At 63.0% G+C, this 25834-nt stretch carries 24 protein-coding genes, 1 tRNA gene, 1 pseudogene and 1 riboswitch; of the genes and pseudogenes, 11 read left to right on the forward strand and 15 right to left on the reverse strand.

What is annotated here, in order from left to right; genetic code table 11:
- Nucleotides 1-94: 94 nt before the first annotated feature.
- The gene (locus DY201_RS23580; protein WP_425358745.1) at nucleotides 95-532 is read right to left on the reverse strand and encodes a hypothetical protein; all 438 of its coding nucleotides are present in this window, start codon (nucleotides 530-532) and stop codon (nucleotides 95-97) included.
- A 112-nt stretch (nucleotides 533-644) separates the two neighbouring features.
- On the opposite strand from DY201_RS23580, the gene DY201_RS23585 reads away from it, so the two are divergent.
- Together DY201_RS23585 and DY201_RS23590 are read left to right on the forward strand one after the other, a co-directional pair.
- Nucleotides 645-992 carry a DUF952 domain-containing protein gene (locus DY201_RS23585; RefSeq protein ID WP_115733959.1) on the forward strand — a complete coding sequence of 116 codons (348 nt, stop codon included), beginning with the start codon at nucleotides 645-647 and terminating at the stop codon, nucleotides 990-992.
- Nucleotides 989-2065 (forward strand): quinone-dependent dihydroorotate dehydrogenase, encoded by a 1077-nt coding sequence (locus DY201_RS23590; protein ID WP_115733326.1) that lies wholly within the window; start codon nucleotides 989-991, stop codon nucleotides 2063-2065. The genes DY201_RS23585 and DY201_RS23590 overlap by 4 nt, the downstream gene beginning before the upstream one ends.
- On the opposite strand, the gene DY201_RS23595 is transcribed toward DY201_RS23590, so the two are convergent.
- Nucleotides 2041-3468, reverse strand: a complete 1428-nt coding sequence (locus DY201_RS23595) for an MATE family efflux transporter (protein WP_425358746.1) — start codon at nucleotides 3466-3468, stop codon at nucleotides 2041-2043. The two genes, DY201_RS23590 and DY201_RS23595, sit on opposite strands and share 25 nt — an antisense overlap.
- Before the next feature lie 49 nt (nucleotides 3469-3517).
- On the opposite strand from DY201_RS23595, the gene DY201_RS23600 reads away from it, so the two are divergent.
- A complete protein-coding gene (locus DY201_RS23600; RefSeq protein WP_115733328.1) occupies nucleotides 3518-4414 on the forward strand; it encodes a histone deacetylase family protein in 897 nt (298 codons plus the stop codon).
- Between the two features lie 24 nt (nucleotides 4415-4438).
- Here the strand turns inward: DY201_RS23600 and DY201_RS23605 are convergent, their stop codons facing one another.
- On the reverse strand, nucleotides 4439-4702 hold the full coding sequence (locus DY201_RS23605; protein ID WP_115733329.1) for a DUF6460 domain-containing protein: 264 nt from the start codon (nucleotides 4700-4702) through the stop codon (nucleotides 4439-4441).
- A 236-nt stretch (nucleotides 4703-4938) separates the two neighbouring features.
- On the opposite strand from DY201_RS23605, the gene DY201_RS23610 reads away from it, so the two are divergent.
- Complete coding sequence (locus tag DY201_RS23610; RefSeq protein ID WP_131922518.1) at nucleotides 4939-6927, forward strand: diguanylate cyclase domain-containing protein; 1989 nt, start codon at nucleotides 4939-4941, stop codon at nucleotides 6925-6927.
- 18 nt (nucleotides 6928-6945) lie between these two features.
- On the opposite strand, the gene DY201_RS23615 is transcribed toward DY201_RS23610, so the two are convergent.
- Nucleotides 6946-7935 carry a UDP-glucuronic acid decarboxylase family protein gene (locus tag DY201_RS23615; protein WP_115733960.1) on the reverse strand — a complete coding sequence of 330 codons (990 nt, stop codon included), beginning with the start codon at nucleotides 7933-7935 and terminating at the stop codon, nucleotides 6946-6948.
- Nucleotides 7936-8051: 116 nt separating this feature from the next.
- Between DY201_RS23615 and DY201_RS23620 the strand changes: the two genes are divergently transcribed.
- Both DY201_RS23620 and DY201_RS23625 read left to right on the forward strand, forming a co-directional pair.
- Nucleotides 8052-9878, forward strand: coding sequence for a glycosyltransferase (locus DY201_RS23620; RefSeq protein ID WP_115733331.1), 1827 nt, complete (start codon nucleotides 8052-8054; stop codon nucleotides 9876-9878).
- A gap of 98 nt (nucleotides 9879-9976) precedes the next feature.
- A tRNA-Gly gene (locus DY201_RS23625) sits at nucleotides 9977-10050 on the forward strand.
- Nucleotides 10051-10187: 137 nt separating this feature from the next.
- Here the strand turns inward: DY201_RS23625 and DY201_RS23630 are convergent.
- The gene (locus tag DY201_RS23630) at nucleotides 10188-10970 is read right to left on the reverse strand and encodes an ABC transporter substrate-binding protein (protein ID WP_115733961.1); all 783 of its coding nucleotides are present in this window, start codon (nucleotides 10968-10970) and stop codon (nucleotides 10188-10190) included.
- Nucleotides 10971-11079: 109 nt separating this feature from the next.
- Nucleotides 11080-12168, reverse strand: coding sequence for a 2'-deoxycytidine 5'-triphosphate deaminase (locus DY201_RS23635; RefSeq protein WP_115733332.1), 1089 nt, complete (start codon nucleotides 12166-12168; stop codon nucleotides 11080-11082).
- Between the two features lie 141 nt (nucleotides 12169-12309).
- A riboswitch (SAM riboswitch) is annotated at nucleotides 12310-12387 on the forward strand.
- A gap of 43 nt (nucleotides 12388-12430) precedes the next feature.
- On the opposite strand from DY201_RS23635, the gene DY201_RS23640 reads away from it, so the two are divergent.
- Both DY201_RS23640 and apaG read left to right on the forward strand, forming a co-directional pair.
- A complete protein-coding gene (locus DY201_RS23640) occupies nucleotides 12431-13624 on the forward strand; it encodes an O-succinylhomoserine sulfhydrylase (protein ID WP_115733333.1) in 1194 nt (397 codons plus the stop codon).
- Between the two features lie 224 nt (nucleotides 13625-13848).
- A complete protein-coding gene (apaG, locus tag DY201_RS23645; protein ID WP_115733334.1) occupies nucleotides 13849-14241 on the forward strand; it encodes a Co2+/Mg2+ efflux protein ApaG in 393 nt (130 codons plus the stop codon).
- A gap of 81 nt (nucleotides 14242-14322) precedes the next feature.
- On the opposite strand, the gene DY201_RS23650 is transcribed toward apaG, so the two are convergent.
- The 3 genes from DY201_RS23650 to DY201_RS23660 all read right to left on the reverse strand — a co-directional run bounded on the left by DY201_RS23650 (nucleotide 14323) and on the right by DY201_RS23660 (nucleotide 17558).
- Nucleotides 14323-15315, reverse strand: coding sequence for an Hsp33 family molecular chaperone (locus tag DY201_RS23650; RefSeq protein ID WP_115733335.1), 993 nt, complete (start codon nucleotides 15313-15315; stop codon nucleotides 14323-14325).
- 116 nt (nucleotides 15316-15431) lie between these two features.
- A complete protein-coding gene (argF, locus tag DY201_RS23655; protein WP_115733336.1) occupies nucleotides 15432-16349 on the reverse strand; it encodes an ornithine carbamoyltransferase in 918 nt (305 codons plus the stop codon).
- Nucleotides 16350-16364: 15 nt separating this feature from the next.
- Nucleotides 16365-17558: an aspartate aminotransferase family protein gene (locus DY201_RS23660; RefSeq protein WP_115733337.1), complete on the reverse strand. Its 1194-nt coding sequence runs from the start codon at nucleotides 17556-17558 to the stop codon at nucleotides 16365-16367.
- A gap of 353 nt (nucleotides 17559-17911) precedes the next feature.
- On the opposite strand from DY201_RS23660, the gene DY201_RS23665 reads away from it, so the two are divergent.
- The gene (locus DY201_RS23665; RefSeq protein ID WP_115733338.1) at nucleotides 17912-18430 is read left to right on the forward strand and encodes a GcrA family cell cycle regulator; all 519 of its coding nucleotides are present in this window, start codon (nucleotides 17912-17914) and stop codon (nucleotides 18428-18430) included.
- A 94-nt stretch (nucleotides 18431-18524) separates the two neighbouring features.
- On the opposite strand, the gene DY201_RS23670 is transcribed toward DY201_RS23665, so the two are convergent.
- The 5 genes from DY201_RS23670 to DY201_RS23690 all read right to left on the reverse strand — a co-directional run bounded on the left by DY201_RS23670 (nucleotide 18525) and on the right by DY201_RS23690 (nucleotide 22859).
- Nucleotides 18525-19538 carry a magnesium and cobalt transport protein CorA gene (locus DY201_RS23670; RefSeq protein WP_115733339.1) on the reverse strand — a complete coding sequence of 338 codons (1014 nt, stop codon included), beginning with the start codon at nucleotides 19536-19538 and terminating at the stop codon, nucleotides 18525-18527.
- 91 nt (nucleotides 19539-19629) lie between these two features.
- Complete coding sequence (gene phoU, locus DY201_RS23675) at nucleotides 19630-20355, reverse strand: phosphate signaling complex protein PhoU (protein ID WP_115733340.1); 726 nt, start codon at nucleotides 20353-20355, stop codon at nucleotides 19630-19632.
- Between the two features lie 170 nt (nucleotides 20356-20525).
- Nucleotides 20526-21176, reverse strand: coding sequence for an SdpI family protein (locus DY201_RS23680; protein ID WP_115733341.1), 651 nt, complete (start codon nucleotides 21174-21176; stop codon nucleotides 20526-20528).
- On the reverse strand, nucleotides 21173-21442 hold the full coding sequence (locus DY201_RS23685; RefSeq protein WP_207904377.1) for an autorepressor SdpR family transcription factor: 270 nt from the start codon (nucleotides 21440-21442) through the stop codon (nucleotides 21173-21175). The genes DY201_RS23680 and DY201_RS23685 overlap by 4 nt, the downstream gene beginning before the upstream one ends.
- A gap of 139 nt (nucleotides 21443-21581) precedes the next feature.
- Nucleotides 21582-22859, reverse strand: coding sequence for an ATP-binding protein (locus tag DY201_RS23690; RefSeq protein ID WP_115733342.1), 1278 nt, complete (start codon nucleotides 22857-22859; stop codon nucleotides 21582-21584).
- A 98-nt stretch (nucleotides 22860-22957) separates the two neighbouring features.
- Between DY201_RS23690 and ppk2 the strand changes: the two genes are divergently transcribed.
- Nucleotides 22958-23896 carry a polyphosphate kinase 2 gene (ppk2, locus tag DY201_RS23695; RefSeq protein ID WP_115733343.1) on the forward strand — a complete coding sequence of 313 codons (939 nt, stop codon included), beginning with the start codon at nucleotides 22958-22960 and terminating at the stop codon, nucleotides 23894-23896.
- Between the two features lie 582 nt (nucleotides 23897-24478).
- A complete protein-coding gene (locus tag DY201_RS23700; protein ID WP_115733344.1) occupies nucleotides 24479-25321 on the forward strand; it encodes an ABC transporter substrate-binding protein in 843 nt (280 codons plus the stop codon).
- A 13-nt stretch (nucleotides 25322-25334) separates the two neighbouring features.
- On the opposite strand, the pseudogene DY201_RS23705 reads toward DY201_RS23700, so the two are convergent.
- Nucleotides 25335-25735 (reverse strand): annotated as a pseudogene (locus tag DY201_RS23705) (tellurite resistance TerB family protein).
- Between the last annotated feature and the right edge of the window lie 99 nt (nucleotides 25736-25834).

Here is a 25834-nt window from a genome sequence, read left to right on the forward strand (position 1 = left end):
CGGCCCACTGGCGTCTTTTCAAGCAGCTAAAGTCAAATCGTCCGCGAGTTGGCCATTCATGCTCAACTTTCAGGCCGATAGGCGCGAATTCTGCTCAGGTCTTGTTCGGAACGGGCGCCGTCTGCGGCGCCTGCTCTTCCTTTTCCATGTCCTTGACGATGCCCATGAAGCTGCGGAAGAAACGCTCCATGTAGCCCATGCTCTTCTGGAACTCTTCCTCGGTCGGCAGTTTCGATTCCAATTGGGCCGTCAGCGAATTCTCGAGTTTCACGATGCGCTCGTCGAGAGCCTTCAGCTCGGACTGCACCCGGCCGAGCTCGTCCTGCAGGGCAGATCGCTCGTCGGCGGCCAGCTTGCATACCAGCTGGCTGTCACGCTCCTCGCAGATCGACATCTCGCCAGTCTGGGTGTCCATGCGGACATAACCCTTGTCGGTCTTTTCCATCTGGTAGCGCTGCGTTTCGGCGGCCAAGGTCGGTCCGGCAACCAGGCCGGCAATCAGGGGAACGAACATCAAAAAGGCGCGGCGCATAGCTGTCTCCATTCGCGGACGGTGCGCATTGTCTGAGGGCATTGGGCCCAAATTACGGTGGGCAATGAACGCTGCCCTTTCCCGCATCATGCTTTCAGCCTATAGCGCCCGTATGACGAAGACCATCTACAAGATCTGCCCAGAAGCGATGTGGCGCGAGGCCGAACGCAGCGGCACCTTCACCGGTGCGCCGATCGATCTCGCCGACGGCTTCATCCATTTCTCGACCGCCGCGCAGGTGGTGGAAACCGCTGCCAAGCACTTCACCGGGCAGGGCGACCTGCTGCTCATCGCTATCGACGCCGAACGCCTCGGCCCGGCGCTGAAATACGAAGTCTCGCGTGGCGGCGCATTGTTTCCGCATCTCTACGCAGAGCTCGAGACCAGCGCTGCCAAATGGGTCCGCCCCCTGCCGCTCAAGGCTGATGGCGCCCACGATTTTCCGGAGCTTGAAGCATGAGCGCATTCGACCGTCTTGGCCGGCATCTGCTGTTCAGCTTCGATGCCGAAACCGCGCATGGCATGTCGATCAAGGCGCTGCGCTGCGGCCTGCCGGTCGGTGGGCGCGCCCCTCGCGATGCCCGCCTGCGGCTGAAGATCGCCGGGCTCGACGTTGCCAATCCGCTCGGCATGGCCGCCGGCTACGACAAGAACGGCGAGGTGCCGGACGCATTGCTCGGGCTCGGCTTCGGCTTCGCCGAGATCGGCACGGTGACGCCCTTGCCGCAGACCGGCAATCCCAAGCCGCGCATCTTCCGCCTCGTCGAGGACAACGCCGTCATCAATCGGCTCGGCTTCAACAATGAAGGCCATGACGCCTGCGAGAAGCGCCTCGTCGCCCGTGCCGGCCGGCCCGGCATCGTCGGCGTCAATATCGGCGCCAACAAGGACAGCACAAACCGCATCGGTGACTACGTGCTCGGCGTGAAGCGCTTCGCCCGCCATGCCTCCTATCTTACGGTCAACATCTCGTCGCCCAACACGCCCGGCCTGCGCAACATGCAGGCGCGCGAACAACTCGCCGAGTTGCTGGCCAGCGTCATGATCGCCCGCGCCGAAGCCGGCCATGCCGTTCCGATCTTCCTCAAGATCGCACCCGACCTGCACGAGGCGGAGCTCGAAGACATCGCGGCCGAAGTGACCGAAAAGGCGATCGATGGCGTCATCGTCTCCAACACCACGATCACGAGGCCTGCGCTGAGCAGCCCGGTACACACCGGCGAGGCCGGCGGCCTGTCGGGCAAGCCGTTGTTCGCGCGCTCGACGGCGGTTCTCGCGCGCATGCGCAAGCTGCTCGGCCCGCAGCGCGCCATCATCGGCGTCGGCGGTGTCGATTCGACCGAAACGGCACTAGAGAAGATTCGCGCCGGCGCCGACCTGGTCCAGCTCTACACCGGCATGGTCTATGCCGGCCCGTCGCTGCCTGCGCGCATCGTGCGCGGCATGTCCGACTTGGCCGCGCGCGAAGGCCTGAAGAGCATTTCCGAGCTGCGTGACAGCAGGCTCGATCAGTGGGCGGCGGCACCGCTCTGAAACGTTGCCCGCGCCCTCGGCTTGAGGATCGCCAGCAGGCACAGGCCGCGCACGATCAGCAGCAGGTGCAATGCCGCCCATAGGCCGGCATTGCCGTAGGCTGAGGGCAGCACCAGCAGTGCTGCGATGAAGACCAGCAGCGAGATGACCATCATGTTGCGCATGTCGCGCGACCAGGCGGCGCCGATGAAGATGCCATCCATCTGGAAGGCAAGCACGCCGCTCAGCGCAGTGAATGCCGCCCATGGCAGGAAGGCGATGGCTGCCGTACGCACATCCTCGGCCGTCGAGATCAGCGCGATCAGGTCGGCGCCGAAGATCATCAGCGCCGCCGTCATGCTGCCGGCCAGCGCAAAGCCCCAGATCGAGCAGAGGTAGACGGCTTTGCGGAAAGCCGGCTCATAGCGCGCGCCAACGGCGCGGCCAGCGAGCTGTTCGGCGGCGGCGGCAAAGCCGTCAAGGAAGAAGCCGGCAGCGATGAAGAAATTCATCAGCACCGCATTGGCTGCAAGGGTCACCGTGCCGAACTGGGCGCCCTGGCGGGTGAACAGCGCAAAGGCTATGAGCAGCGACAGCGAGCGGATCATGATGTCGCGGTTGAGCACGAACAGCCGCTTGAACGCGGCGGCATCGAAAATGCGCCGGCGCGCCAGCCTGGGCTCGCGCCCGAAGCGCCGCAGCAGCACCGCCAGGCCGATGACCATGCCGGCAAGCTCGCCGGCAACTGCGGCCCAGGCAACACCTTCGACGCCCCAGCCGAAATGCAGCCCGAGCAGGATGGAGACGATGATGTTGACGCCGTTGAGCGTCGCTTGCAGGAACAGCGCGAAGCTGCCCTCCCCGCGCCCGAGGATGTAGCCGAGGATGGCGTAGTTGATCAGGGCGAAGGGCGCGCCCAGCATACGGATGCGGACATAGTGGTCGAGTGTCTCATTGACGCGCGGCTCGGCCTGCATGAACCATTGTCCGGCATGCGAGGTCAGAGGTGCAGTCAGCGCCAGCACGATACCGGCAATCAAGGCGATCACCACGGCGCGCCAGAACACCGCCTGCTCTTCGGAGGCATCGCCGCGGCCGAAAGCCTGCGCCACAAGCGCCGTCGTACCCGCTCGCAGGAAATTGAAGCTGGTGAAGACCACGTCGAAGGCAACTGCACCCGCAGCGAGGCCGCCAAGGAGTGCGGCATCACCAAACTGACCGACCACGCCGGTACCGACGAGACCGATGAAGGGGGTGGTCAGATAGGCCAGGGTCATTGGCACGGCAATCGCCAGCACCGAGCGGTTGGTGACGGAAAAAGGCGTCACGCGGCCCTCTGGCGATGCGTATTCCAACGAAAGTCCTCCCAGCTGCCGAATCTCCCGTAAGGCACATGCCCCGGTTTCCCCAACGCCCGCAACCATTTAAGTTACGGCAACAATCGATTTCGCCCGCCTGGTTCAGCAACCCTCCATGCCGCTTCAGATCGTCAGCCATCCCGACTACGACGCCGGCTTTGCCGCCGGCCACCGCTTCCCGATGGGCAAATACACGGCGCTGATGGCAAGGCTCGAAACACTTGGCCTGGCGGAGGGGCTGAACCGGGCCGAGTTGATCGGGCCGCGCTACCTCAGGCTTGCTCACGACGAGACCTATGTCGAGCAGGCGCTGACCTGCACAGTACCACCCCACATCGAGCGCGAGATCGGCTTTCCCGTCGGCGAGCGCGTGTCGCGCCGTGCCCAGCTCGCTGCCGGCGGCACGCTGGCTTCGGCCCGACTGGCACTCCGCCACGGCATCGCCTGCAACGCCGCCGGCGGCAGCCACCATGCCCGCCGCGCCCAGGGCGCCGGCTTCTGCACCTTCAATGACGTTGCAGTCGCGGCACTGGCGCTGCTCGAAGACGGGCTCGCCGAAAACATCCTCGTTATCGACCTTGACGTCCATCAAGGCGACGGCACCGCCGAGATCCTTGCCGGCAACGCTTCCGTCTTCACCTTTTCGATGCATGCCGAGAAGAACTACCCGGTGCGCAAGGTCGCCTCCAGTCTCGACATCGGCCTGCCCGACAAGACCGGCGACGACGCCTATCTCGAGGTTCTCGCCGACGCCCTTGCCGGCTTGTCACGCCGTGGTGGGTGGAACGTCGTCTTCTACAATGCCGGCGTCGATCCGCATCGCGACGACAGGCTTGGCCGTCTTGCGCTCAGCGACGAAGGTCTGCGCCGGCGCGAGCGCTTCGTCATCGAGCACTTTCGCGAGGCAGGCGTACCACTATGCGGCGTGATTGGCGGCGGCTACTCGACCGACGTTGCAGCACTTGCCGCGCGCCACGCCATCCTGTTCGAAACAGCAGCCGCCTTCGCCTAACGTGATCCCGAAAAGGGGCGGCAGCTATTTGCGATAGCTGAACAGCCTGAGGATGATGAAGGCTGGTATGACGATCGCAGCACCCAGCAGGAAGTAACCGAGGAAGCGGTCGATAGCGCGGAAGCCCATGCGCCAGATGTCGACGAAGAAATCGCGAATGCCGTAGAGCACGTCAAAGGGAGACCAGCCGAAGGCACTCATCACGATGCCGACGAGGAAGGAGATAACCAGGAGCTTGATGAACACCCTGAGCGGGGTGTCTCCGAGAAAACGCGTCAATCCGGACAAGTTCGATCTCCTGCGATTCTAGCCTGACAGGGATATCGTGATAAGCGCGCCGGCATCAAGGTGCGGCCCGGCGTTTCCGCTGGACGCACAACCTGCGCGTCATCTGGCCCGCAGATATTTCACGCATGACGATATGCCTGCGTTGACCTTGTGGAAAACATTCTCGGGCGATTAGCAACCTCTGATGGATCGACGGCGGCTGCGCCTTTGTACCTTGGTTGGGAGTGTCGTTCGCGGTGGAGGTCGAGAAACAATGGCAAGGGCAGCGCAGTCTCAACAGCTATCTTATCGCGCTGGCGCTCGCCTGCCTGCTGCCAGTGGTTGCAATCTCAGCTATCGCCGTCTGGTCTGCCGGTACCGCGTACAAGGATGCCGCGGTCGCGCGTCTGAACGACACTGCCCGGACGCTTGCCAACGCGATCGAAGGCGAGATCGAAAGCCGCTTCGCAAATATGTCGGTGCTGGCGCAACATCGCGAAACTCCTGATTCCGAACCGCTTCCCGAACCGGAACTGTGGATGCTGGGCGCCGACAACAATGTCGCGCTGATCACCAGCGATCGCGTAGCTGTATTGCGCGCCCGGTCGAATGCCGCCGCTGACGCGGCGTTGCTCGCCATGAGCAAGCAGTCGAACGTCGTCTCGAACGTGCTGACCACAGGCAGCCAGCCACGCCTCGTGCTGGCCGTACCCGCCCCTGCAGGCGAGCGCGGGACTGCAGCCTACGTCATGTCGACATCGCCGCAGGCGCTGATCCAGACGGTGCAGCGCGGCCGGCGCGCGCCGACCGACATTCTCGTGGCGGTCACCGACGGCAACGGGCGCATCCTGGCGCGTTCACGCGATGCCGACCGGTTCGTTGGCCAGGTTGCCCCGGACTGGCCCAAGTTGGAGGCACCTAGCGCCGATGCGGGAATTTTCGCGGCCAAGACAATTGAAGGCCTGCCGATCGTCCTGTCTTTCCAAAGGCTTGCGGGCACACCGGGCTGGGTGGTCATCGTCGCCGAGTCGACGAGCATTTTCGATGCACGCTGGCGCGAGCCGATCATGAACCTGTTGCTGGGCGCGGGCGCGAGCGTGTTGCTGGCCGTAGGTGCCGCAATCTGGCTCGGTGGCCGCATCCTGCAGCCAGTTCAATCGCTTGCCCGCTACAGCAACGCCATAGCCGACGGAAAAGAGACAGACGCGGCTTCCGTGAGGCCCTCGTCCATTCGCGAGTTCGAGACTTTGCGCCAGAGCTTCGCGCGAGCCGAGCGCTCACTGCGTAACGAAGAGCGGCGCTATCGCACCATTGCCGAGACCGGCGCCATCGTGCTTTGGCGCCGCGACGGCGATGGCGAAGTGGGTCTCGCCACCGGTTGGGAGCAGTTGACCGGCAGGCCGGAAAGCGAGGTCGAGGGACAGGAATGGACCAGCGCCATCCATCCCGAAGACCGTCCCCTCACCTCGGCGGCCTGGATGACGGCGCTTGCGCAAGGCACCCCGCTCGATGTCGAGTTCCGTCTGAAGATCAGCGACGGCCGCTGGCTCTGGGTTCGTTCCCAGGGCGCCCCGGTGTTCGAAGCCGATGGGAGCCTCATCGAATGGGTCGGACTGCTCGAGGACATCGACGAGCGCAAGCGCGCACAGGCCGACATCGCCTATCTGGCACATCACGACACGCTGACCGGACTAGGCAATCGCACCCTGTTCCGCCAGCAACTCGAACAGGCAGTCGCCAATGTCCGGGACGGCCGCGACGGCGCCTTGCTCTGTCTTGACCTGGACCTGTTCAAGCAGGTGAACGACACGCTCGGCCACCCCGTCGGCGATGCCCTTTTCTGCGTGGTCGCCGACAGGCTGCGCGGCTGTGTGGGCGAGGCTGATTGCCTGGTTCGCCTCGGCGGCGACGAGTTCGCCGTCATCCAGAACGACAGCCGGCAGCCGGACGCTTCGGTGTCTCTCGGCTGCCGCATCGTCGAGGCGCTGTGCGCGCCCTACGAGATCGGCGGCCACCAGATCTCCATCGGCGCCAGCGTCGGCGTCACCCTGATCGGCGATAACAGCAGCGACATCGGCAGCTACCTCAAGCGCGCCGACGCGGCCCTCTACCGCGCCAAGCAGGATGGCCGCGGCCGCGTCTGCTTCTTTGATCAGGTCGAGCTGCTCGCTGGCATGGTCGAGCTGGCAAAGGGCGGCACTGTGGAGGCGCAGGACGCGACTGAGCGCAACAACGGACGCGCCTAGGCCTGGCGCTGGTCGGCATCAGGAAGCGGCGGCCACAGGGCCGGCAGCATCGACGCCGCCGGCCCTGTGGTTTGGTTGAGCGATCATCAACTCCCGGAAGTAGGCGACGGTGCGCCGCAATCCCTCCTCCAGCGGTGTTTTCGGGTGCCAGCCCAGGGTGGCGGCCAAGGTGATGTCGGGCCGTCGCTGCTTCGGGTCGTCCTCGGGCAGCGGGAGGAATTCAAGCTGCGACCTTCTGTCCGTCTCCACCAGAATCGCCCGGGCGAGATCGATCATCGAGAACTCCTCGGGGTTACCCAGATTGACCGGCCCGGTGAAATCCCGTGGAGAGGCCATCAACCTGATAAGGCCGTCGACAAGATCGTCGACATAACAGAACGACCGCGTCTGCGTGCCACCGCCAAAGATCGAGATGCTGTCGCCGCGCAATGCCTGCATGATGAAGTTGGAGACGACGCGCCCGTCATTGGGTTGCATCCTCGGCCCATAGGTGTTGAAGATCCTGGCGACCTTGATCTCCAGATCGTGCTGGCGCCGATAATCGAAGAACAGCGTTTCGGCACAGCGCTTGCCTTCATCGTAGCACGAGCGCGGTCCGATCGGATTTACGTTACCCCAGTAGCCTTCGTCCTGCGGGTGGATGGCCGGGTCGCCATAGACTTCCGATGTCGACGCCTGGAGTATCCTCGCCCCAAGACGCTTGGCGAGTCCAAGCATGTTGATGGCGCCGAGGACGCTGGTCTTGGTGGTCTGGACCGGATCGCGCTGATAGTGGATGGGTGACGCCGGACAAGCCAGGTTGTAGATCTCATCGACCTCGACATACAGCGGCTGGCAGACATCGTGTTCGATCAGTTCGAAGCGGGGATGTTCGACAAGATGAGCGACATTGTCACGCGCGCCGGTATAGAAGTTATCGGCGCACAAGACATGCGCACCCGCTGCCACAAGTCGCTCGCAGAGATGAGAGCCTAGAAAACCCGCTCCGCCTGTCACCAGTACCCGCATTTCCGGATGCACGTCGGTCTCTGCCTTCGCTATAGAGATTGCCTGCTGGGCAGGCTCATGCGATGTCACTCATGTTTCTACAAGCTGAGCATTTCCAGGCCAATAGGCGCGTTTGAATGAACTACTTCGACGGCAGCGCTTTCAGCAGGGACTGGACATCCCACCACATTCCCGTCTGGGAGCAGTTGCTGCGCGAGCGCGCGCACGAGCCGTTGCGGGTTCTGGAGATCGGTTCCTTCGAAGGCCGCTCGGCCCTGTTTTTCCTGCAGTTCCTGCCAAACTGCCAGTTGACATGCATCGACACCTTCGAGGGCAGCGTCGAACACAGGACGCCCGGCTCGCGCCATCACACGGACATGGTCGAAGTGGAGGCGCGTTTCGACGCCAATACACGACCCTTTGCCGATCGGCTTGAAAAGCTGAAGGCGTTTTCGATCGAGGCGCTGTCAGAACTGCAGCGCACCTCGCGCCGCTTCGACGTCGTCTATGTCGACGGCGACCACCACGCCGCCTCCGCCTTCACCGACGCCCAGCAAAGCTGGGACCTGCTTGCCTCTGGCGGCATCATGATCCTCGACGACTATCTATGGCAGCCAGCCAAGCCCACCGCCGAACGGCCCCAGGCAGGCATCGACGCCTTTCTCCAGGCCAAGGCAGGCGAGTATGAGGTCCTGCACAGTGACTACCAGGTGATCATTCGGAAGACGTGGGCCCCATCCCAGCGCGCAGCGCCCGATTTCACCATCGGCGGGCGGAGTATCGACGAGGCGTCCGGCGGGTCGATCAAGCCGCCCTTGGTCAGCTTCGTGGTCATCGCCTGGAACTATGGCCGCTACGTCGGTGCCACGATCGACTCGATCAAGGCCCAGGACTACCCGAATTTCGAGTGCCTGGTCATCGACAACGGTTCGACCGACGACAGCGTCGAGGTCATCGCCAGGCATGTCGGCAATGACGACCGCTTCCGTATCGAAACACTGCCGGAAAATCTCGGCCAGCTTGGCGCGGCATTCTGGTCGCTCGACAAGATCAAGGGCGGCTTCGTCAGCTTCGTCGATGCCGACGATGTACTGTTGTCGACCTACGCGTCGATGCATGTCCAGGCTCACCTCGCGCTGCGGCAAAGCGTGGCCTTCACATCCTCGAGCGTTGTGGAGACAGACGCGCTCGGAAACATCCTGGCAACTGCCGGCGGCAACGTCGGCAGCGGCAGTCAGAGCCAGACGGGAAACCTGCATGCCGAAGCCTCCGTCCTGCGGCTGCCGACGGTTTCGCGCCAGGATTTCCAGCAGCTGTCGGCGCGGACTGCCCTCGTCCCAAAATCGGCAAGCGGCTGGCAATGGAATCCAGGTACGGCCAACATGTACCGTGCATCTCAGCTGCGGCTGGTCCGGCGCGGCGGCGAGGCCAGATACATGCGGTCGGCTGACGGCTACCTGAACTTCATGTGCCACGGATTTGGCGGCAGCGCGCTCATCGACGTGGTCCTGTCAGGCTACAGGCTGCATGGCCAAAACGCTTTCTCGAACCATGAAAGCTCGCCTTGGCTCCGGTCGGGAACACCGGAATATTATCGGCTCGCCGAGGAAGCGACACTGACGGACATCGACTTCCTCCTGGCCAATGCAGGCAGGTATGTCTGGATGCTCGATGGCGGCTTCTGGTCGGTGCTGGACCTCATAACCCGCGAAACGCCCAAGCGGCTGCGCAGCTTCTACGGCGACCCGAAGGTATTCGAGATCTTCCTGGCAAACGCGCCAAAGCTCGCGCCCCAGTTTCGTTCGCGCGTCTTTTGTCGCGAGATCCTGGCGCGTTACTCCGGCAGCCAGGCCCGTAAGATTCTGCGCGCCGGCTTTGGCGGCAAGCTCAAACCACGTGCCTATGGCGAGATCGCGCTGTCTGAGACGCGCAAGGCAGCATCTATACTTCGGAAGCGCAAATAGCGCCGTTCGGCAAGATCGCCGAATTGCATCAGCCGTCGGACAAGACATCCTGTTTCCCGATTGCCTGCCAGCAACGCTGATGCTAACCAAGTGCCCGCGCGGGTATGATGTAATGGTAGCCTGTCAGCTTCCCAAGCTGAACGCGCGGGTTCGATTCCCGCTACCCGCTCCAGCTTTTGCGGAAAGACTTTGCGCCCGACGCGATGGCCGCAGCCACCTGCAGATTTTACAGCGTGTTTTACAAAGTCCGGCTTCGGATACGAAAAAGGCCGGACGCAAACGCCCGGCCCTTGTTCTCAGACTTTGCCGTCAATCCGCGCCGTAGATATCGAAGTCGAAATATTTGGCGTTGATCTTGGCGTAGGTGCCGTCCTTGACGATGGCGTCGATGGCCGCGTTGAGCTTGTCGCGCAGGGCCGTGTCGTCCAGGCGTACCGCGATGCCGGTTTCTGATTCCGTGCCCTTGAGATCGCCGATCATCTTGCAGCAATCCTGGCCGGTGGTCTTCATCCAGTCGACGAGCACGAACTTGTCGGCGACAACCGCATCGAGGCGGCCATTGGTCAGGTCAGCCACGGCCTCGTCCTGCGTCGGATAGAGCTTCACGTCGGCGCCCGCCTTGGCATAGTGATCCTCGGCATAGATGCTCTGTGTCGTCGATGCCTGCGCACCAACCGACTTGCCCTTCAATGCGTCGGGCTCCGGCGAAGCCAGGTCGGAGGTCTTCAGCGCAATCAGAGCCAGCGGCGTTGTGTAGTACTTGTTGGTGAACGCGACCTGCTTCTTGCGTTCCTCGGTGATTGTCATCGAGGCGACGACGGCGTCGAACTTCTTGCCCTGCAACGCCGGAATGATGCCGTCCCAATCCTGGGCGACAATCTCGCATTCGACCTTCATCTGGGCGCACAGCGCGTTGGCGATGTCGACATCGAAGCCTACGAGCTTGCCGTCGGCGCTCAGATTGTTGAAGGGCGGATATGCGCCCTCGGTAGCGATCTTGAGCTTTGCAGCGTCCTGCGCCCAAGCACCGCCCGCCGCAGACAACAGCGCTGCCAGCGAAGCAGCGCAAGCGAACTTCCACGAAATCTGCATGATCCTCTCCATTTGCCGGGCGCCCTTATGTTGAGCGTCCCTGCCCGCAGCCAAGCACAGCAGCTTGAAATGGACAAGCAGACTAAGGTTGGCGCGCCCTGACGTAAGGTCAGTCCATGCGGAAATGCTTGGAGAGCTTCAGGCCCTGGGCCTGGTAGTTGGAGCCCAGGTCGGTGCCATAAAGCGCCTTCGGGCGCGCCAGCATGTGCTCATAGACGAGGCGGCCGACGACCTGGCCGTGTTCCAGAATGAAGGGCACTTCGTGGCTACGCACCTCGAGCACGGCGCGGCTGCCGGTGCCTCCGGCGCCGGAATGGCCGAAGCCTGGATCGAAGAAGCCGGCATAATGGACGCGGAATTCGCCGACCAGCGGGTCGAAGGGCGTCATCTCTGCGGCATAGAGCGGCGGCACATGCACCGCCTCGCGCGACACCAGGATGTAGAACTCGTCCGGGTCGAGCACGAGTTCCTCGGCACCGTGATTGTAGATCGGCTCCCAGAAATCGACGACCTTCTGGGCGGCGCGCTTGTCGACATCGACGAGACCGGTGTGGTGCTTGCCGCGATAACCGACGATGCTGCCCACTTCGCCGGCGAGGTCGATGGACAATGCGATGCCGCCGCCCGAAATGTTTGGCGGATCGATCGCGACCAGCCGGTCGGACAGGTGAAGCGCGTTGAGTTCGGTCTCCGACAGCAGCGCATTGCCTTTGCGGAAACGGATCTGTGACAGGCGCGAGCCCTTGCGCGCAACGATCGGGAAGGTGCGCGGGCTGACCTCGAGATAGAGCGGGCCGGTGTAGCCGGCAGGGATCTTGTCGAACTCCTGGCCGCGATCGGTCATCACGCGGGTAAAGATGTCGAGGCGGCCGGTCGAGCTCTTCGGGTTGGCCGAGGCCGATATCGCGGCCGGCAATGCCAGGCTCTCGAGCAGCGGTACGATATAGACGCAGCCTGTTTCCAGCACCGCTCCGTTGCTCAGATCGATCTCATGCAGCTTGAGCCGGTCGAGCTTTTCCGACACCAGCGAATTAGGCCCCGGCAGGAAGCTGGCGCGGGTGCGAAATGCGGTTGCGCCAAGCCTGAGGTCGAGGCTGGCCGGCTGGATCTGGTCGGCATCCAAAGGCGGCGCCTTGAGCGCGCCCGACGCAAACAGCGCCGCGATGTCCTGGTCCGGAAGAATGCCCGACTGCCGCAATTGCCTCACTCCTCTACAGCGCCACCAGCCCGAATGCAGAGCCGAGGCCGCTGGATCCCGGCCGTTTCCGGGGTCATGTGCGTGGCCCAAAACGTTTAGTCGTCCACGCAATTGACGCAAGCAGGCTGCGGGTCTAAAGGACATTTATCCCGTGGTGATTTGGCCGGTCGGCTTGCAGCCACGTTAAACAAGTCGCTAAAGGGCCGCGTTGTGGACCGGTTGCGACTTTTCGCGACCGGTTTTTTTGTATTTGGATTTGGCTATGAGCTCCGAAAAGCAGCGTAACTGGAAACCCCAGACCACCCTCGTCCATGGCGGCAGCCTTCGCTCCGACTTCGGCGAGACCTCGGAATCGATCTTCCTGACCCAGGGCTATGTCTATGAAAGCGCCGAAAGCGCCGAGGCCCGTTTCAAGGGCGAGACCCCCGGCTTCATCTATTCGCGCTACGCCAATCCGACCGTCGACATGTTCGAGAAGCGCATGTGCGCGCTCGAAGGCGCGGAGGACGCGCGCGCCACGGCTTCCGGCATGGCCGCCGTCACGGCCGCTATCCTGTGCGGCCTCAAGGCCGGTGACCACATCGTTGCGGCCCGCGCCTTGTTCGGCTCGTGCCGCTGGGTCGTCGAGACGCTGGCGCCCAAATATGGCATCGAGGCGACGCTGGTCGACGGCACGCTGATCGAGAATTGGGAAAAGGCAGTCCAGCCCAACACCAAGCTGTTCTTCCTGGAAAGCCCGACCAACCCGACGCTCGAGGTCGTCGACATTGCGGCGGTCGCGGCCCTTGCCAATTCGATCGGCGCGCGCCTCGTCGTCGATAACGTCTTTGCCACGCCGATGCAGCAGAAGCCGCTCGAACTCGGCGCTCACGTCGTCGTCTATTCCGCCACCAAGCACATTGACGGCCAGGGTCGGTGCCTCGGCGGCGTGATCCTGTCGGACAAGAAGTGGATCGACGAGAACTTGCACGACTACTTCCGCCACACCGGCCCGAGCCTGTCGCCGTTCAATGCCTGGACGCTGCTCAAGGGCCTCGAGACCCTGCCGCTGCGCGTGCGCCAGCAGACCGAGACCGCCGGCAAGATCGCCGACTTCCTCGCCGATAGCCCCGAAGTGTCGCGCCTTATCTATCCGGGCCGTGCCGACCATCCGCAGGCCGACATTGTCAAGAAGCAGATGTCGGGCGGCTCGACGTTGATCTGCTTTGACGTCAAGGGTGGCAAGAAGGCGGCCTTCGCATTTGAGAACGCGCTCCGGATCGTGCTGATCTCGAACAATCTCGGCGACGCCAAGAGCCTGATCACCCATCCGGCAACGACCACGCACAAGAACCTCACCGACGAGGCCCGCGCCGAGCTTGGCATCGACGACGGCACGCTGCGTCTGTCGGTCGGCCTCGAAGACGCCGACGACCTGCTCAACGACATCGGCGACGCGCTGAAGGCGGCTCGCTAAACGCACCAAAGGCCGACGGCGCTCTGCAAGCCGGACGCCGTCGGTCTCTGTTAATCCGTCTTACGGCGGCTTCGTTCCGTATACGTCTGCGGGTGCCGCCGATGCGCCGGCGAAGTGAAATCGACCACACAGTCATCACAATCAGCGTGATTTTGTCTATGACCAGTTGACCCGCCGCCTCGTGCGGCGGACTCTGTAATCGTGCAGGCCAAGGAGCGCTGCATATGTATCGCGCAATCACCCGCAACATCGCGGTCGAGGTCGAGCCCTTCTACCTGGTGGACCAGTCCGAGCCGTCGGAAAACCGTTACGTCTGGGGTTACCGCGTCACCATCGAGAACAACTCGGACGAATTCGTCCAGCTGTTGTCGCGCTACTGGCACATCACCGATGCAAGCGGCAAGGTCGAGGAAGTCCGGGGGCCGGGCGTCGTGGGCGACCAGCCCGAACTCAATCCGGGCGACAGCTATCAATATGCGTCCGGCTGCCCGCTATCGACGCCCTCAGGCATCATGGTCGGGCGCTACACCATGCGCAACGAGGCGGGTGAGATGTTCGACATCGCCATTCCCGCCTTTTCGCTCGACCTGCCAGACGCCCGCCACCGGCTGAACTAGAGGCGAAAGGCTTCCGCGAAAAGTTTGCCCCCCAGGTCAGGATTGGCCAACGACCGGCCAGTCCTATTCGAGCCTATGCGGCTATTGGGCCGGTACGAATTCGGCCGGGTCGAATTCGTAGGCCTTGGAGCAGAACTCGCAGGCGACCCGGATGACGCCGTCTTCGACGCTGTCGGTGATTTCCTCGGCCGTGAAGCCCTGCAGGATGCCCTTGATCTTCTGCCCCGAGCACGAGCATTCGTCGACGACTCGCACGCCCTCATAGACGACCGCGCCATGCTCGTGGAACAGGCGGTAGAGCAGCCTCTCGGTGCCGACTGTCGGGTCGATCAGTTCGGTCGGCTCGATGGTTCCGACAAGCGCCAGCAGCTCCTGCCAGGAATTGTCGTCGGGGTGGATCGCGATGTCGCGCTCGTCGCCGTCGCCGCCATGGATGTCGGCCACGCGCCGGCGTTCCGGCGAGTCGGGCAGGAACTGCGCGAGCAGGCCACCGGCGCGCCAATGCTCGCGCGGACCGCCTTCGGCCGGCAGCACCAGCTTCGCCACCGACAGCTTCACCTCGGTCGGGATCTGTTCCGACTGGCGGAAATAGGCGCGCGCCGCCTCTTCGAGCGTGATGCCGTTGAGTTCGACGATGCCCTGGTAGCGCGTGGTGTGCTCGCCCTGGTCGATGGTGAGGGCAAGGACGCCGCTGCCCAAAAGGTCTTCAGGCGAGGTCATGCCCGCCGCGATCGCCGCCTCGACGCGGTCGGCGTCGAAGCGTGCATAGGCGCGCAGCGAATGCGGTGTGGTGAAGTCGGCGACAAGCATGTCCACCGGCCCGTCGGTGCGGGTCTGGAAGATGAACTTGCCTTCGAATTTCAGCGAAGTGCCCAGCAGCACCGTGACCACGCAGGCCTCGGCCAGAAGCCTGGCCACCGGCTCCGGATAGTCGTGACGTCCGAGAATCTGGTCGAGCAGCGGACCGAGCTGGACGGTGCGCCCGCGCACGTCGAGCGGCTCGACCGCGAATGGAACAACATGGTCGTCGCCGGCGAATCCGAATTCGCCGAGCTTGCGTTCGGTCTCAGTCACTGGAACTTATCCCATCTATAGAATTCCGCGCCCGGTCGGTCCGCCGACGGTCGCAGAACATGGCTTTGATGACAATTGAATGATCCCGCCCCAGATAGGGTCGCGGGATCACGCATTCAAGCGCCCAGGCACCAGGCGAGCACGGCCTTCTGCGCGTGCAGGCGGTTTTCAGCCTCGTCGAAGACCACCGAGTTCGGCCCGTCGATGACCTCGTCGGTCACTTCCTCGCCGCGATGCGCCGGCAGGCAGTGCATGAACAGGGCGTCGGACTTGGCGTGCTTCATCAGATCGGCATTGACCTGATAAGGCAGGAAGACGTTGTGGCCGCGGGCGCGATGTTCCTGGCCCATCGACACCCAGCAGTCGGTGACGATGGTGTCGACGTCACGAACAGCGTCTTCGGGCGAGCGGGTGATCATGACCTTGCCGCCATTGGCGCGGGCCCAGTCGATGTACTTCTGCTCCGGCTCGCTGCCTTCCGGCACGGCGATGTTGACGTTGAAGCTGAAGCGGGCAGAGGCCTCGAGCAGCGAATGCAGCACGTTGTTGCCGTCGCCGGTCCAGGCAAAGGTCTTTCCGCGCACCGGTCCGCGATGCTCCTCGAACGTCAGGATATCGGCCATCAGCTGGCACGGATGGGTGTCATCGGTCAGGCCGTTGATGACGGGAATGGTCGCATTCTCGGTCAGCTCGAGCAGGCGATCATGTGCCGTGGTGCGGATCATGATCGCATCGACGTAGCGCGACAGCACCTTGGCGGTGTCGGCGATCGACTCCGAGCGGCCGAGCTGCATCTCGGTGCCGGTCAGCATGATGGTTTCGCCGCCGAGCTGGCGCATGCCGACGTCGAAAGAGATGCGCGTGCGCGTCGACGGCTTGTCGAAGATCATCGCCAGCACCTTGCCTTCCAGCGGCTTCGATCGCTCGCCGGCTTTCAGGCGCGCCTTGCGCTTAGCTGCGTCGTCGAGAATCCCGCGAAGGTCGCTCCCGGAAAGTGCCGAGAGGTCGGTGAAATGGCGAATCCCGCTGGTCATGTAACTTCCCTGGGTTCAGCCGCCGCTGGCGGCGGCCTTGGAGAGGCTGGCAGCTCCGGCGCGAACGCGCGCGAGTGCCTCTTGGATGTCCGCGTCGCTGGTGGTCAGCGGCGGCAGCAGGCGGATCACATTATCACCAGCCGGCACCGCAAGCAGCTTTTGGTCGCGCAGCGCCATGTTCACCTTGGTGTTGGGCATGGTGCATTTGAGACCGAGCATCAGTCCTGAACCGCGGATGCCCTCGATCACGTCGGGAAATTCGTCGGCGACTGCAGCGAGGCCCTGCTTGATCAGCAGCGCCTTACGGCTGACCTCGTCGAGGAACCCTTCCTCCAGCACCACGTCGAGAACGGCATTGCCGACAGCCATGGCAAGCGGATTGCCGCCGAAGGTGGTGCCGTGAACGCCGGCGGTCATCGCACTTGCAGCCTCTTCGGTGGCAAGGCAGGCACCCATTGGAAAACCGCCGCCGATGCCCTTGGCGATCGCCATCAGGTCGGGGTTGATGCCGGCCCATTCATGCGCAAACAGCTTGCCGGTCCGGCCGATGCCGCACTGGACCTCGTCGAAAATCAGCAGCAGGCCGTGTTTGTCGCAGAGCTGGCGCAGACGCTTCAGCGACTGGGTCGGGAACGGGCGGATGCCGCCCTCGCCCTGCACCGGCTCAAGCAGGATTGCCGCCGTCTCAGGGCCGATCAGCTTCTCCGCCGCATCGATGTCATCGAAGGCGACCTGGTCGAAGCCTTCGACCTTGGGACCGAAGCCTTCCAGGTACTTGGCCTGGCCGCCGGCGGCGATGGTCGCCAGCGTGCGGCCATGGAAAGCGCCCTCGAAGGTGATGACGCGATAGCGCTCGGGATGGCCGTTTACATACTGGTAGCGGCGCGCGGTCTTGATCGCGCACTCCAGCGCTTCCGCACCCGAATTGGTGAAGAAGACGCGGTCGGCGAAGGAGTTTTCGGCAAGGCGCTCGCCCAGCCGGCTCTGGCCGGGGATCTGGTACAGGTTCGAAACGTGCCAGAGCTTGGCGGCCTGCTCGGTCAGCGCTTCGACGAGATGCGGATGGCTGTGGCCCAACGAATTCACCGCGATGCCACCAGCAAAATCGAGATATCGCTCGCCGGCTTCGGTGATCAGCCAGGACCCCTCACCTCGCTCGAAAGCCAAAGGTGCACGAGCAAAGGTCTCGAAAAGCGCCGATCCGCTCATTATATGTGTCTCCGAACCCCGGAAAATCAAAAAGCCGCCTCAGAGCGGCGGCCTGCGGCTATATCAGGTTTTTCTGCCATGAAGTCAACGAAAACGTCACGTAAGCCGACGCGATCAAAGCCATCCGTTGCCATGTAGCCACGCTGCAATCGGCAAGTTGGGGAAAACCGCAAAATCCGAATCGCAAAGCCTCCGCGACTCTTGTCACGGACTCGGCGCATCGGTAATTGTAATTGAGAAATAACTAGATTTCGTGCGGCGGACATATTCACCGAATAGATGTGGTGTCCACCCGGCTCGCCGGGACGGAAAAGGATTCCGAATTCTGCGCGTTAAATCAGGAGCACTGTCTCATGAATTGGACTGACGAGCGGGTCGAACTTCTCAGGAAATTGTGGTCGGAAGGTCTGAGCGCGAGCCAGATCGCAGCACAATTGGGCGGTGTCAGCCGCAATGCCGTCATCGGCAAGGTTCACCGCCTGAAGCTGTCGAGCCGCGGCCGGGCAACGGCTGCTCCGGCACGCCAGAAGAAGACGACGCAGGCAACGACCCCGACCAAGTCGGTGCAGCGCACCGTCACCGCGACGCGCACCGTGACCGCCAGCATCGGCGCAACCGCGCTGCAGGCGCAGTTCGAGGTCGAGCCGGTCGCCCGCCAGTACATTCGCCCGGTCGAGAATGTCGTTGTGCCGATCTCACGCCGCCTGCAACTGGTTCAGCTCAGCGAGCGCACCTGCAAGTGGCCGAACGGCGATCCGCTCAGTGAAGACTTCAGCTTCTGCGGCAACGAAGCCGGTGAGAGCGGTCCTTATTGCGGCTACCACTCGAAGATCGCCTTCCAGCCGGCTTCTGAGCGCCGCCGCTCACGCTGAGCGAATAGCGATAGTACGATTTGAAAGGGCCTCGGATCGCCAAGCGTTCCGGGGCCCTTTCCTTATTGCCACCCGCTATTGCCTACTCGCTCTTTCACAGCCAGCCATTCTTCCTGAAGCGCCAGTACAGGATCGAGCAGATCGTAACTATTGCGACCAGCACGGTGGGATAGCCGTATTCGAAATGCAGCTCCGGCATGTCGGAGAAATTCATCCCGTAGATGCCGGCAAGGGCTGTCGGCACCGCCAGGATGGCAGCCCAGGAGGCCAGCTTCTTGGCGATTGCCGTTTCCTGGCTCTGGCCGACCAAGAGGCTGGCCTCGAAGGCGAAGGCCAGCACCTCACGCAGATTATCGACTTTTTCCAGCACCGTGCGGATGTGGTCGGTGACGTCGCGAAACAGCGGATGCATCGCCGGGCGCAATTGCGGCAAGTCGGCGCTGGTCAGTCGGCGACAGACCTCGACCAGGGGGCCAGCGGCATTGCGCAAGCGCAACAGATCGCGGCGCAGCATGTAGAGCCGCTCGATGTCCTTTGACATCATCGGCCTTGCCAGCACGCCATCCTCAATGAGGTCGACCTCTTCCTCAATCTGCTCGAGCACCGGCATGTAGTTGTCGACTATGAAGTCGAGGATCGCATAGAGGATGAAGTCCTCGCCCTTGGCCAGCGCGCTCGGACAGCTTTCCCAATGCTGGCGGACTGCGGCATAGGATGTCGACACGCCGTGACGGACGCTGACGATGTAGCCCTTGCCGACGAACATATGCGTCTCGCCGAAATTCACCCTGCCCTGCACCAGTTGCGCGGTGCGCGCGACGATGAACAAGGCATCGCCATATTGCTCGATCTTGGGGCGCTGGTGCGGATGCTCGGCATCCTCGATGGCGAGGTCATGCAGGTTGAACTGGCGCTGTACCCTGAGCAGCAGGTCGCGGTCCGGCTCCAGCAGGCCGATCCAGACGACGTGGCCTTCCTTGGCCGCCCAGAGGCCGGCTTCTTCGATGGGGATGTCGGCAATACGGCGCCCGCCGAAATAGACGCTGGACGCGACGACGCCGCCTTCCAGCTCGGGGTCCTTATCGAACTTCCTGGCAAGTTCGGTCATGCTGCACCCCTGCGAGGCATCCGCCTCGCCGATCGGACAATCATTCTAAACCTTCACCACGCAGCGCAGAAGAGCCTGCGTCCATCGTGGCTCAGCCGGGCTTTCCTTCGCCTTCCAGTGTTACGTGATGGCTCTTGTCTTCCTTGGGACGCTCGGGCGGCATCTGATCGCCGGTGACGATGTAATAGATCGTCTCGGCAATGTTGGTGGCGTGGTCGCCAATGCGCTCGATGTTCTTGGCCACGAACAACAGATGCGTGCACGGCGTGATGTTGCGCGGATCTTCCATCATGTAGGTCAAAAGTTCGCGGAACAGCGAGGTGTACATGGCGTCGATCTGCTCGTCGCGGTCGCGCACGAAACCGATCCGTTCGACCGAACGCGAGGCGTAGACGTCGAGCACTTCCTTGAGCTGCGTCAGCGCGAGTTCCGCCAACGCCTCCAGCCCGCGGAACAGGCTGTTGGGCTGCCGGCCCTCGGCCACGGCCAGCACACGCTTGGCGATGTTCTTGCCAAGGTCGCCGACGCGTTCGAGATCGGCCGAAATGCGGATCGCGCCGACGATCTCGCGCAGGTCGGTCGCCATCGGCTGGCGCCTAGCGATGATCAGGATCGCCTTGTCGTCGATCTCGCGCTGGGCCTCGTCGAGTACGATGTCGTCCTGGATCACCCTCTGGCCAAGTGCCGGGTCGGCATTGACCAGGGCAGCGATCGCCTGATCGACCATACGCTCGGCCTGGCCGCCCATTGCGGCGATCTTCCTCGCCAGGAATTTCAGCTCGTCGTCGTAGGCACTGACTATGTGTTGTGACTGCATGGCCGAATTTTCTTTCGTCGCTTCCCGTCGGGGAATCGTGATCCTGAATCTAGCGCTTTACGCTAGCCGCATGACGGAAAAAAGAAACCGAAGAAGGATTTGGCCGTCATATCGCCAAACGCCGAATTATCCCGGGCGCCATCATACTATTTGCCGGCTTTCAGTGCGGATCAATGGCTGCGGCGGGCGATCAGAAAGCTGTAGAAACTGCCCACGGTGAGCGGCACCAGGAACGCTGCCAGCAATGCGACGATCAGCCATGCCGGGTGCTGCACCAGCGAGGCGCAAACCACCAGCAAGATGCCGCCGGCAACGAACAGCATGCCGGTCAGCCGCTGCGTCGCGCGCCAAAGGGCGGGATCGTTCATGATCCACGGCAGGCGCACGCCGGCGATGGCATTGGGCTGGGTCTTGGGCATGACATTACCCAGCAGCAGCAGCATGACACCGAGGGATAGCGTGATAACCCGGACCATCTGGTCGGGATAGCCGAGGCCGATCAGCACGATCGAACTCTGGATCGCCAGCATCAGCCCCGTAATGACAGGTATGACAGTGCCAAATGCATGTTTGCTCGACGCCATTTGCTCCGGTCCGGCGCGGTTGCCGATGAAGGCAAGCAACGCCGACAGCACGATAACCGCAACCGGCGCCAGCAGCAGGGCGGTGTTGCGCGGCCAGAATGAATCGGCCTCGCCGCTCGGCCCCCAATGGATCGGCAACATCGAGCCCGCCGGCACCAGCAGGTAACCGGCAAGCGTGACGGCAGCGAGGGCTGCCGCAAGCGCCAGATTGATGCGCGAAAACAGGGCCTGTTTCATGTTCCCGGGTCCTTCAGACTGAGAAGCCCGGCCAGGGCCTCCTCGAGGATCGATGTGTTGAGGTGGTAGATCAGGCTCGTACCGCGCCGTTCGGAGACGACAAGCTCGGCCTCCTTGAGCTTGTTGAAATGCACCGACAGCGTCGGCTTGGTCAGGTCGAAATGACCGGCAAGCTCTCCCGCACTCAGCGGTCCGTTCTTGAGCAGCGCCAGGATCCGGCGCCGGACTGGATGTGAAAGCGCCTCAAAGACCGCATTGATGCCCATCTGGCTGCCGCTGATTGTGTCTGCGACTTTATTTAGAAATTCTTCTAATTAGAGTCAATGCGAATTATTGAGGCGCATTGCGGCAAGCCCCCGCTCAGGCGGTTCGATGCGGCCCGCACTAGGCGAGCATGCCGGCCGTTCAGGCGACAGGGAAATGCACTGTGAAAGCCGAGCCTTCGCCCAGCTTTGAGCGTATCGACAGCCTTGCGCCATGCCGCGTCAGGATATGCTTGACGATCGACAGGCCGAGGCCGGTGCCCTTCTGAGCACGGCTGGTCTCGACATCGACGCGGTAGAACCGTTCGGTGACGCGAGGGATATGCTCTTCCGGGATGCCCGGGCCGAAGTCGCGGACGGTGACTTCGAGCTCGGCTTCGCTGCCCTGCCCGACGCGCCGCATCGTCACCTGCACCCTTCCGCCCGACTGGCCGTATTTGCAGGCGTTTTCGAGCAGGTTCTGAAACACCTGGAACAGTTCGTCGCGGTCGCCGTGAACCTCGAACGGCCCGCCGCCGAAATCGCGCTCGACAATCACACCGGTCTCGCCGGCCAGCGGGCCGAGCGAGGCGATGACCGCCTCCACCGTCTGGCGCAGGTCGACCCGAACGCCGGGCTTGAGATAGGGCTTCATCTCCAGCCGTGACAGCGACAAAAGGTCGTCGATCAGGCGGGCCATGCGCCCCGTCTGGCTCTGCATGATCTGCAGGAACTGGTCGCGTGCATTGGGGTCGTTGCGGGCCGGGCCACGCAGCGTCTCGACGAAGCCGGCAATCGAGGCGAGCGGCGTGCGCAATTCATGGCTGGCATTGGCGATGAAGTCGGCGCGCATGCGGTCGATGCGGCGCGCTTCGCTCTGGTCCTTGAACGCCAGCACGAACAGCCCGGTGCCGCGCCCGACTGCCGATGCGGTGACACGATAGACCCGCTCGAACGGCACACGCTCGACATAGTCTGTGGTCTGACCGTTGCCCTCGCCGGCCAAGACGGCCTCGATCAGAACCTGCATCTCGGGCGCACGAAACTTCAAGAGCAGCGGCAGTTCCGGCCTGATCGCGCCGAAGGCGGTTTCGGCAGCCGCATTGGCATGCACCACCGTGCCGTCTCGGTCGAAGATGATCAGCGGATCGGCAACGGCCGCCGCCAGTTTCTCACCCGACAGCCTGTCGAGCGGCGAGCGCTCGATCCCCGCATTGGCCTCCGCCATCCGCCTTGCCGCCGGCGTGCGCGGCGCAACAAGCGCAAACAACGTTAACGCCGCGATCGTGGCGATCGTGAAGGCCACGGAGACACCGCGGAAGACATGAACGGCAAGAACGGCAAGGATCGCCGCGGCCAGCATCCAGCGGTTCTGGTACAGCCGGCCAACCCCGATCCGCGCCGTGCGCCTTGCCTTCGTCTGCGTGGTGGTCTCTGCCATACGAACGTTTCCGGCGCCGCAGCACCTGCAAGAAGCCTCTGGACCGCTTCCAAGCCACCCAATAGCATGACTTGCCGAGCTGGAAAGGTGCCGAGGTCATGAAAAAAGACAAGGAAAGCAAGAAGGACAACGCCGCCTGCGCGGCGGTTAAGGTCGATGCGACGTCGGTCGCCGGTCCGGTCGAGATTCGCATCGGCAAGGACGAGCGCAGCTTCGACATCAACGACCCCGTCCTGCCCGACTGGATCGACAAGAAGGCGCTGACGTCGGGCCAGTACCCCTATGACGACAAGCTGCCGCAGAAGGAATACGAACAGACGATCGAGCAGCTGCAGATCGAGCTGGTCAAGCTCCAGGCCTGGATGCAGTCCAGCGGCAAGCGCGTGCTCGTCCTGTTCGAAGGCCGCGACGCCGCCGGCAAGGGCGGCACCATCGCCGCCGTGCGCGAATATATGAACCCGCGTACCGCGCGCAACGTGGCACTGACCAAGCCGACCGAGACCGAGCGCGGCCAATGGTATTTCCAACGCTACGTCCAGCAGTTCCCGACTTCCGGCGAATTCGTCACTTTCGACCGCTCCTGGTATAACCGCGCCGGCGTCGAGCCGGTCATGGGCTTCTGCACGCCCGAGCAGCACCGCCAGTTCCTCGATGAAACGCCAAACTTCGAGAAGATGATCGTCAACGAGGGCATCCATTTCTTCAAATTCTGGCTCGACATCAGCCAGGAGATGCAGCTCAAGCGCTTCCACGACCGTCGCCACAGCCTGCTCAAGAGCTGGAAATTCTCGCCGATGGACATCGCCGGCATCAGCAAGTGGGACGACTACACCAAGGCATTGAACCTGATGGTCGAAAAGACCCACACCCAGCACGCGCCATGGATCGTCGTCCAAGCCAATGACAAGCGCCGCAGCCGCATCGCTGTCATCCGGCACATCCTGCGGGCGCTCGCCTATGACGGGCGCGACCTCGACGCCGTCGGCAGGCCCGACGGAAAGATCATCGCCGAAGGCATGAAGTTTCTGAAGGACTAGAGCGGATTATTGCGCGACGCCGCCGATGCGGCGTCTGCCGCCGCCCCTTGGCTTCAATGCAAGCCGGCAGAGCTTTTGCCAACACACCTCGCAGAGGTGGTGTCGCTTTGTCGAACGCCTGGGCTTCGGTGGAGGTGTGATACGGGGTGGGCGCAAAAAAATGGGGCGGATGGTCGCGTGACTGGAGTCGACCGCAACCATCACGCACCCACGGCCTGCGAGCCGTAAATTTGGATACTACGACAGTAATCGAACCAAGCCACGCCAGCTGTATCAGACAGCCCGCACGCGTAGGTGCGTCCTCCCCAAGGCGACCGGTCCAGTTCCATTGCAACACCCCCATGCTGCAATTCCCCGCAGGCAATTATGCATATTGGCCCATCTGAGGCCATGCCCCGAATGGGTGAGACGCCGACTAATTAATGTAAATTGTTGTTTCCGATTGGGGGCTTGCCTGCCTTGTCGCACATTGCTCCACAATGGCTTTGCCTGCGCGCGACGACGACGTTAAAGCTTCTGCCAGAGATCACCAGCGACGCGCATCCATACCGGATGCGTCGCAACCAAAGGCCTGGAGCAGCCATGAACCCCGCACCGCTGATGCTTGCGATCGTCCTGTCGCTTGCAGCACTGCTCAGCCCGGCCCGATCGGCCGAACCGCGGGTGCCGGTGCTGTGGGACAGCAAGGAGCGGCTGCCGAAGCCTGACCTGTCGACGCTGCCGCGCCTGCGCTTCCTGACCACCACTGATTTCCCGCCCTTCAATTTCATCGACAAGGCCGGCCGGCTGTCGGGCTTCCACGTCGATCTCGCCCGCGCCATCTGCGCTGAACTGGGCATTGCCGAGAAATGCCAGATCCAGGCCCTGCCGTGGAATGAACTTGGTGGCGCGCTCAATTCAGGCGAAGGCGAAGCTCTCATCGCCGGCGTGCCAGCGACGGCCGAGACGCGCGAAAAGTATGCTTTCTCGCGGCCTTATCTCCAGTTCCCGGCGCGCTTCATCATGAGGAAGGCGCAGGCCATCACCGAGCCGCTGGTCGACAAGTTGCGCGACAAGCGCGTCGGCGTGCTTGCGGGCTCGGCGCATGAGCGCGTGCTCAGGGACTACTTCGGCAATCTGAAGGTCGTTACCTACGCCAAGCCGGACTGGCTCAACGCCGACCTCAAGGAGGGCAAGCTCGATGCCGTCTTCGGCGACGGCCTGCGTCTGTCCTTCTGGCTGAGCGGCAGCGACGCCGCCGGCTGCTGCCGCTTTGCCGGTGGGCCCTATCTTGCCCCGGAATACCTCGGCACCGGGCTTGCGATCGCGACCAGGCCTGATAACGCCGCCCTGACGGCGGCCTTCGACTATGCGCTGCACGAAATCTCGGCAAAGGGCACCTTCGCCGAGCTCTATCTCCGCTACTTCCCAGTCAGCTTCTTCTAGGCGTCCGTCCTGATCAGGTCAGGGTGCGGTGGCGCGCCTTGGTGGCGCGCTCGATCGCAGCGATGGTGAGCGCATCGACGCTCAGGTGATGGCGCAGCCGCTGCAGGATACGCACCTCCTCCATCCGCATTTCGAGATCGACTGTGGCCACCTCGAAAGCCGCCGCATAAGCGGTGTCGTGCAGCCGCTCCGGAATTGCCCTGCGGGCGAGCTCGAGCACGCCTTCCAGCCCTGGCTCCTCGTGCAGCAGTTGCTGGCAGTCCTGGGCCACGGCGATCAGCCGCTTGTCATCGAAATCCATGAAAACAGGCCATGACTTGACCACCTCGCCGATCCGCGCCAGCTCGACATCGGTCATGTCGCGGTGATGACCATCAGATAGATCAGCGCCTCGTGGGCGGTCGGCAAGGGCATGGAGTTCTCCAAAGCGTTGAATGTCGCCCGAACTTAGGAACGCGACCCCGCCGCTGCAACGAAAAATGGCCGGAATCGTTGACGCCCGCGGCCTGCGCG

Origin of the sequence: Aminobacter aminovorans, from assembly GCF_900445235.1 — a bacterium.
Taxonomy (GTDB): domain Bacteria; phylum Pseudomonadota; class Alphaproteobacteria; order Rhizobiales; family Rhizobiaceae; genus Aminobacter; species Aminobacter aminovorans.

Bases quoted from the DNA above. Each gene is read 5' to 3' on its own strand.
- DY201_RS23580 (WP_425358745.1), bottom strand. From the start codon at position 532: ATGCGCCGCGCCTTTTTGATGTTCGTTCCCCTGATTGCCGGCCTGGTT.
- DY201_RS23585 (WP_115733959.1), top strand. From the start codon at position 645: ATGACGAAGACCATCTACAAGATCTGCCCAGAAGCGATGTGGCGCGAG.
- DY201_RS23590 (WP_115733326.1), top strand. From the start codon at position 989: ATGAGCGCATTCGACCGTCTTGGCCGGCATCTGCTGTTCAGCTTCGAT.
- DY201_RS23595 (WP_425358746.1), bottom strand. From the start codon at position 3,468: ATGGTTGCGGGCGTTGGGGAAACCGGGGCATGTGCCTTACGGGAGATT.
- DY201_RS23600 (WP_115733328.1), top strand. From the start codon at position 3,518: ATGCCGCTTCAGATCGTCAGCCATCCCGACTACGACGCCGGCTTTGCC.
- DY201_RS23615 (WP_115733960.1), bottom strand. From the start codon at position 7,935: ATGCGGGTACTGGTGACAGGCGGAGCGGGTTTTCTAGGCTCTCATCTC.
- DY201_RS23620 (WP_115733331.1), top strand. From the start codon at position 8,052: ATGAACTACTTCGACGGCAGCGCTTTCAGCAGGGACTGGACATCCCAC.
- DY201_RS23630 (WP_115733961.1), bottom strand. From the start codon at position 10,970: ATGCAGATTTCGTGGAAGTTCGCTTGCGCTGCTTCGCTGGCAGCGCTG.
- DY201_RS23640 (WP_115733333.1), top strand. From the start codon at position 12,431: ATGAGCTCCGAAAAGCAGCGTAACTGGAAACCCCAGACCACCCTCGTC.
- apaG (WP_115733334.1), top strand. From the start codon at position 13,849: ATGTATCGCGCAATCACCCGCAACATCGCGGTCGAGGTCGAGCCCTTC.
- argF (WP_115733336.1), bottom strand. From the start codon at position 16,349: ATGACCAGCGGGATTCGCCATTTCACCGACCTCTCGGCACTTTCCGGG.
- DY201_RS23660 (WP_115733337.1), bottom strand. From the start codon at position 17,558: ATGAGCGGATCGGCGCTTTTCGAGACCTTTGCTCGTGCACCTTTGGCT.
- DY201_RS23665 (WP_115733338.1), top strand. From the start codon at position 17,912: ATGAATTGGACTGACGAGCGGGTCGAACTTCTCAGGAAATTGTGGTCG.
- DY201_RS23670 (WP_115733339.1), bottom strand. From the start codon at position 19,538: ATGACCGAACTTGCCAGGAAGTTCGATAAGGACCCCGAGCTGGAAGGC.
- phoU (WP_115733340.1), bottom strand. From the start codon at position 20,355: ATGCAGTCACAACACATAGTCAGTGCCTACGACGACGAGCTGAAATTC.
- DY201_RS23680 (WP_115733341.1), bottom strand. From the start codon at position 21,176: ATGAAACAGGCCCTGTTTTCGCGCATCAATCTGGCGCTTGCGGCAGCC.
- DY201_RS23685 (WP_207904377.1), bottom strand. From the start codon at position 21,442: ATGGGCATCAATGCGGTCTTTGAGGCGCTTTCACATCCAGTCCGGCGC.
- DY201_RS23690 (WP_115733342.1), bottom strand. From the start codon at position 22,859: ATGGCAGAGACCACCACGCAGACGAAGGCAAGGCGCACGGCGCGGATC.
- ppk2 (WP_115733343.1), top strand. From the start codon at position 22,958: ATGAAAAAAGACAAGGAAAGCAAGAAGGACAACGCCGCCTGCGCGGCG.
- DY201_RS23700 (WP_115733344.1), top strand. From the start codon at position 24,479: ATGAACCCCGCACCGCTGATGCTTGCGATCGTCCTGTCGCTTGCAGCA.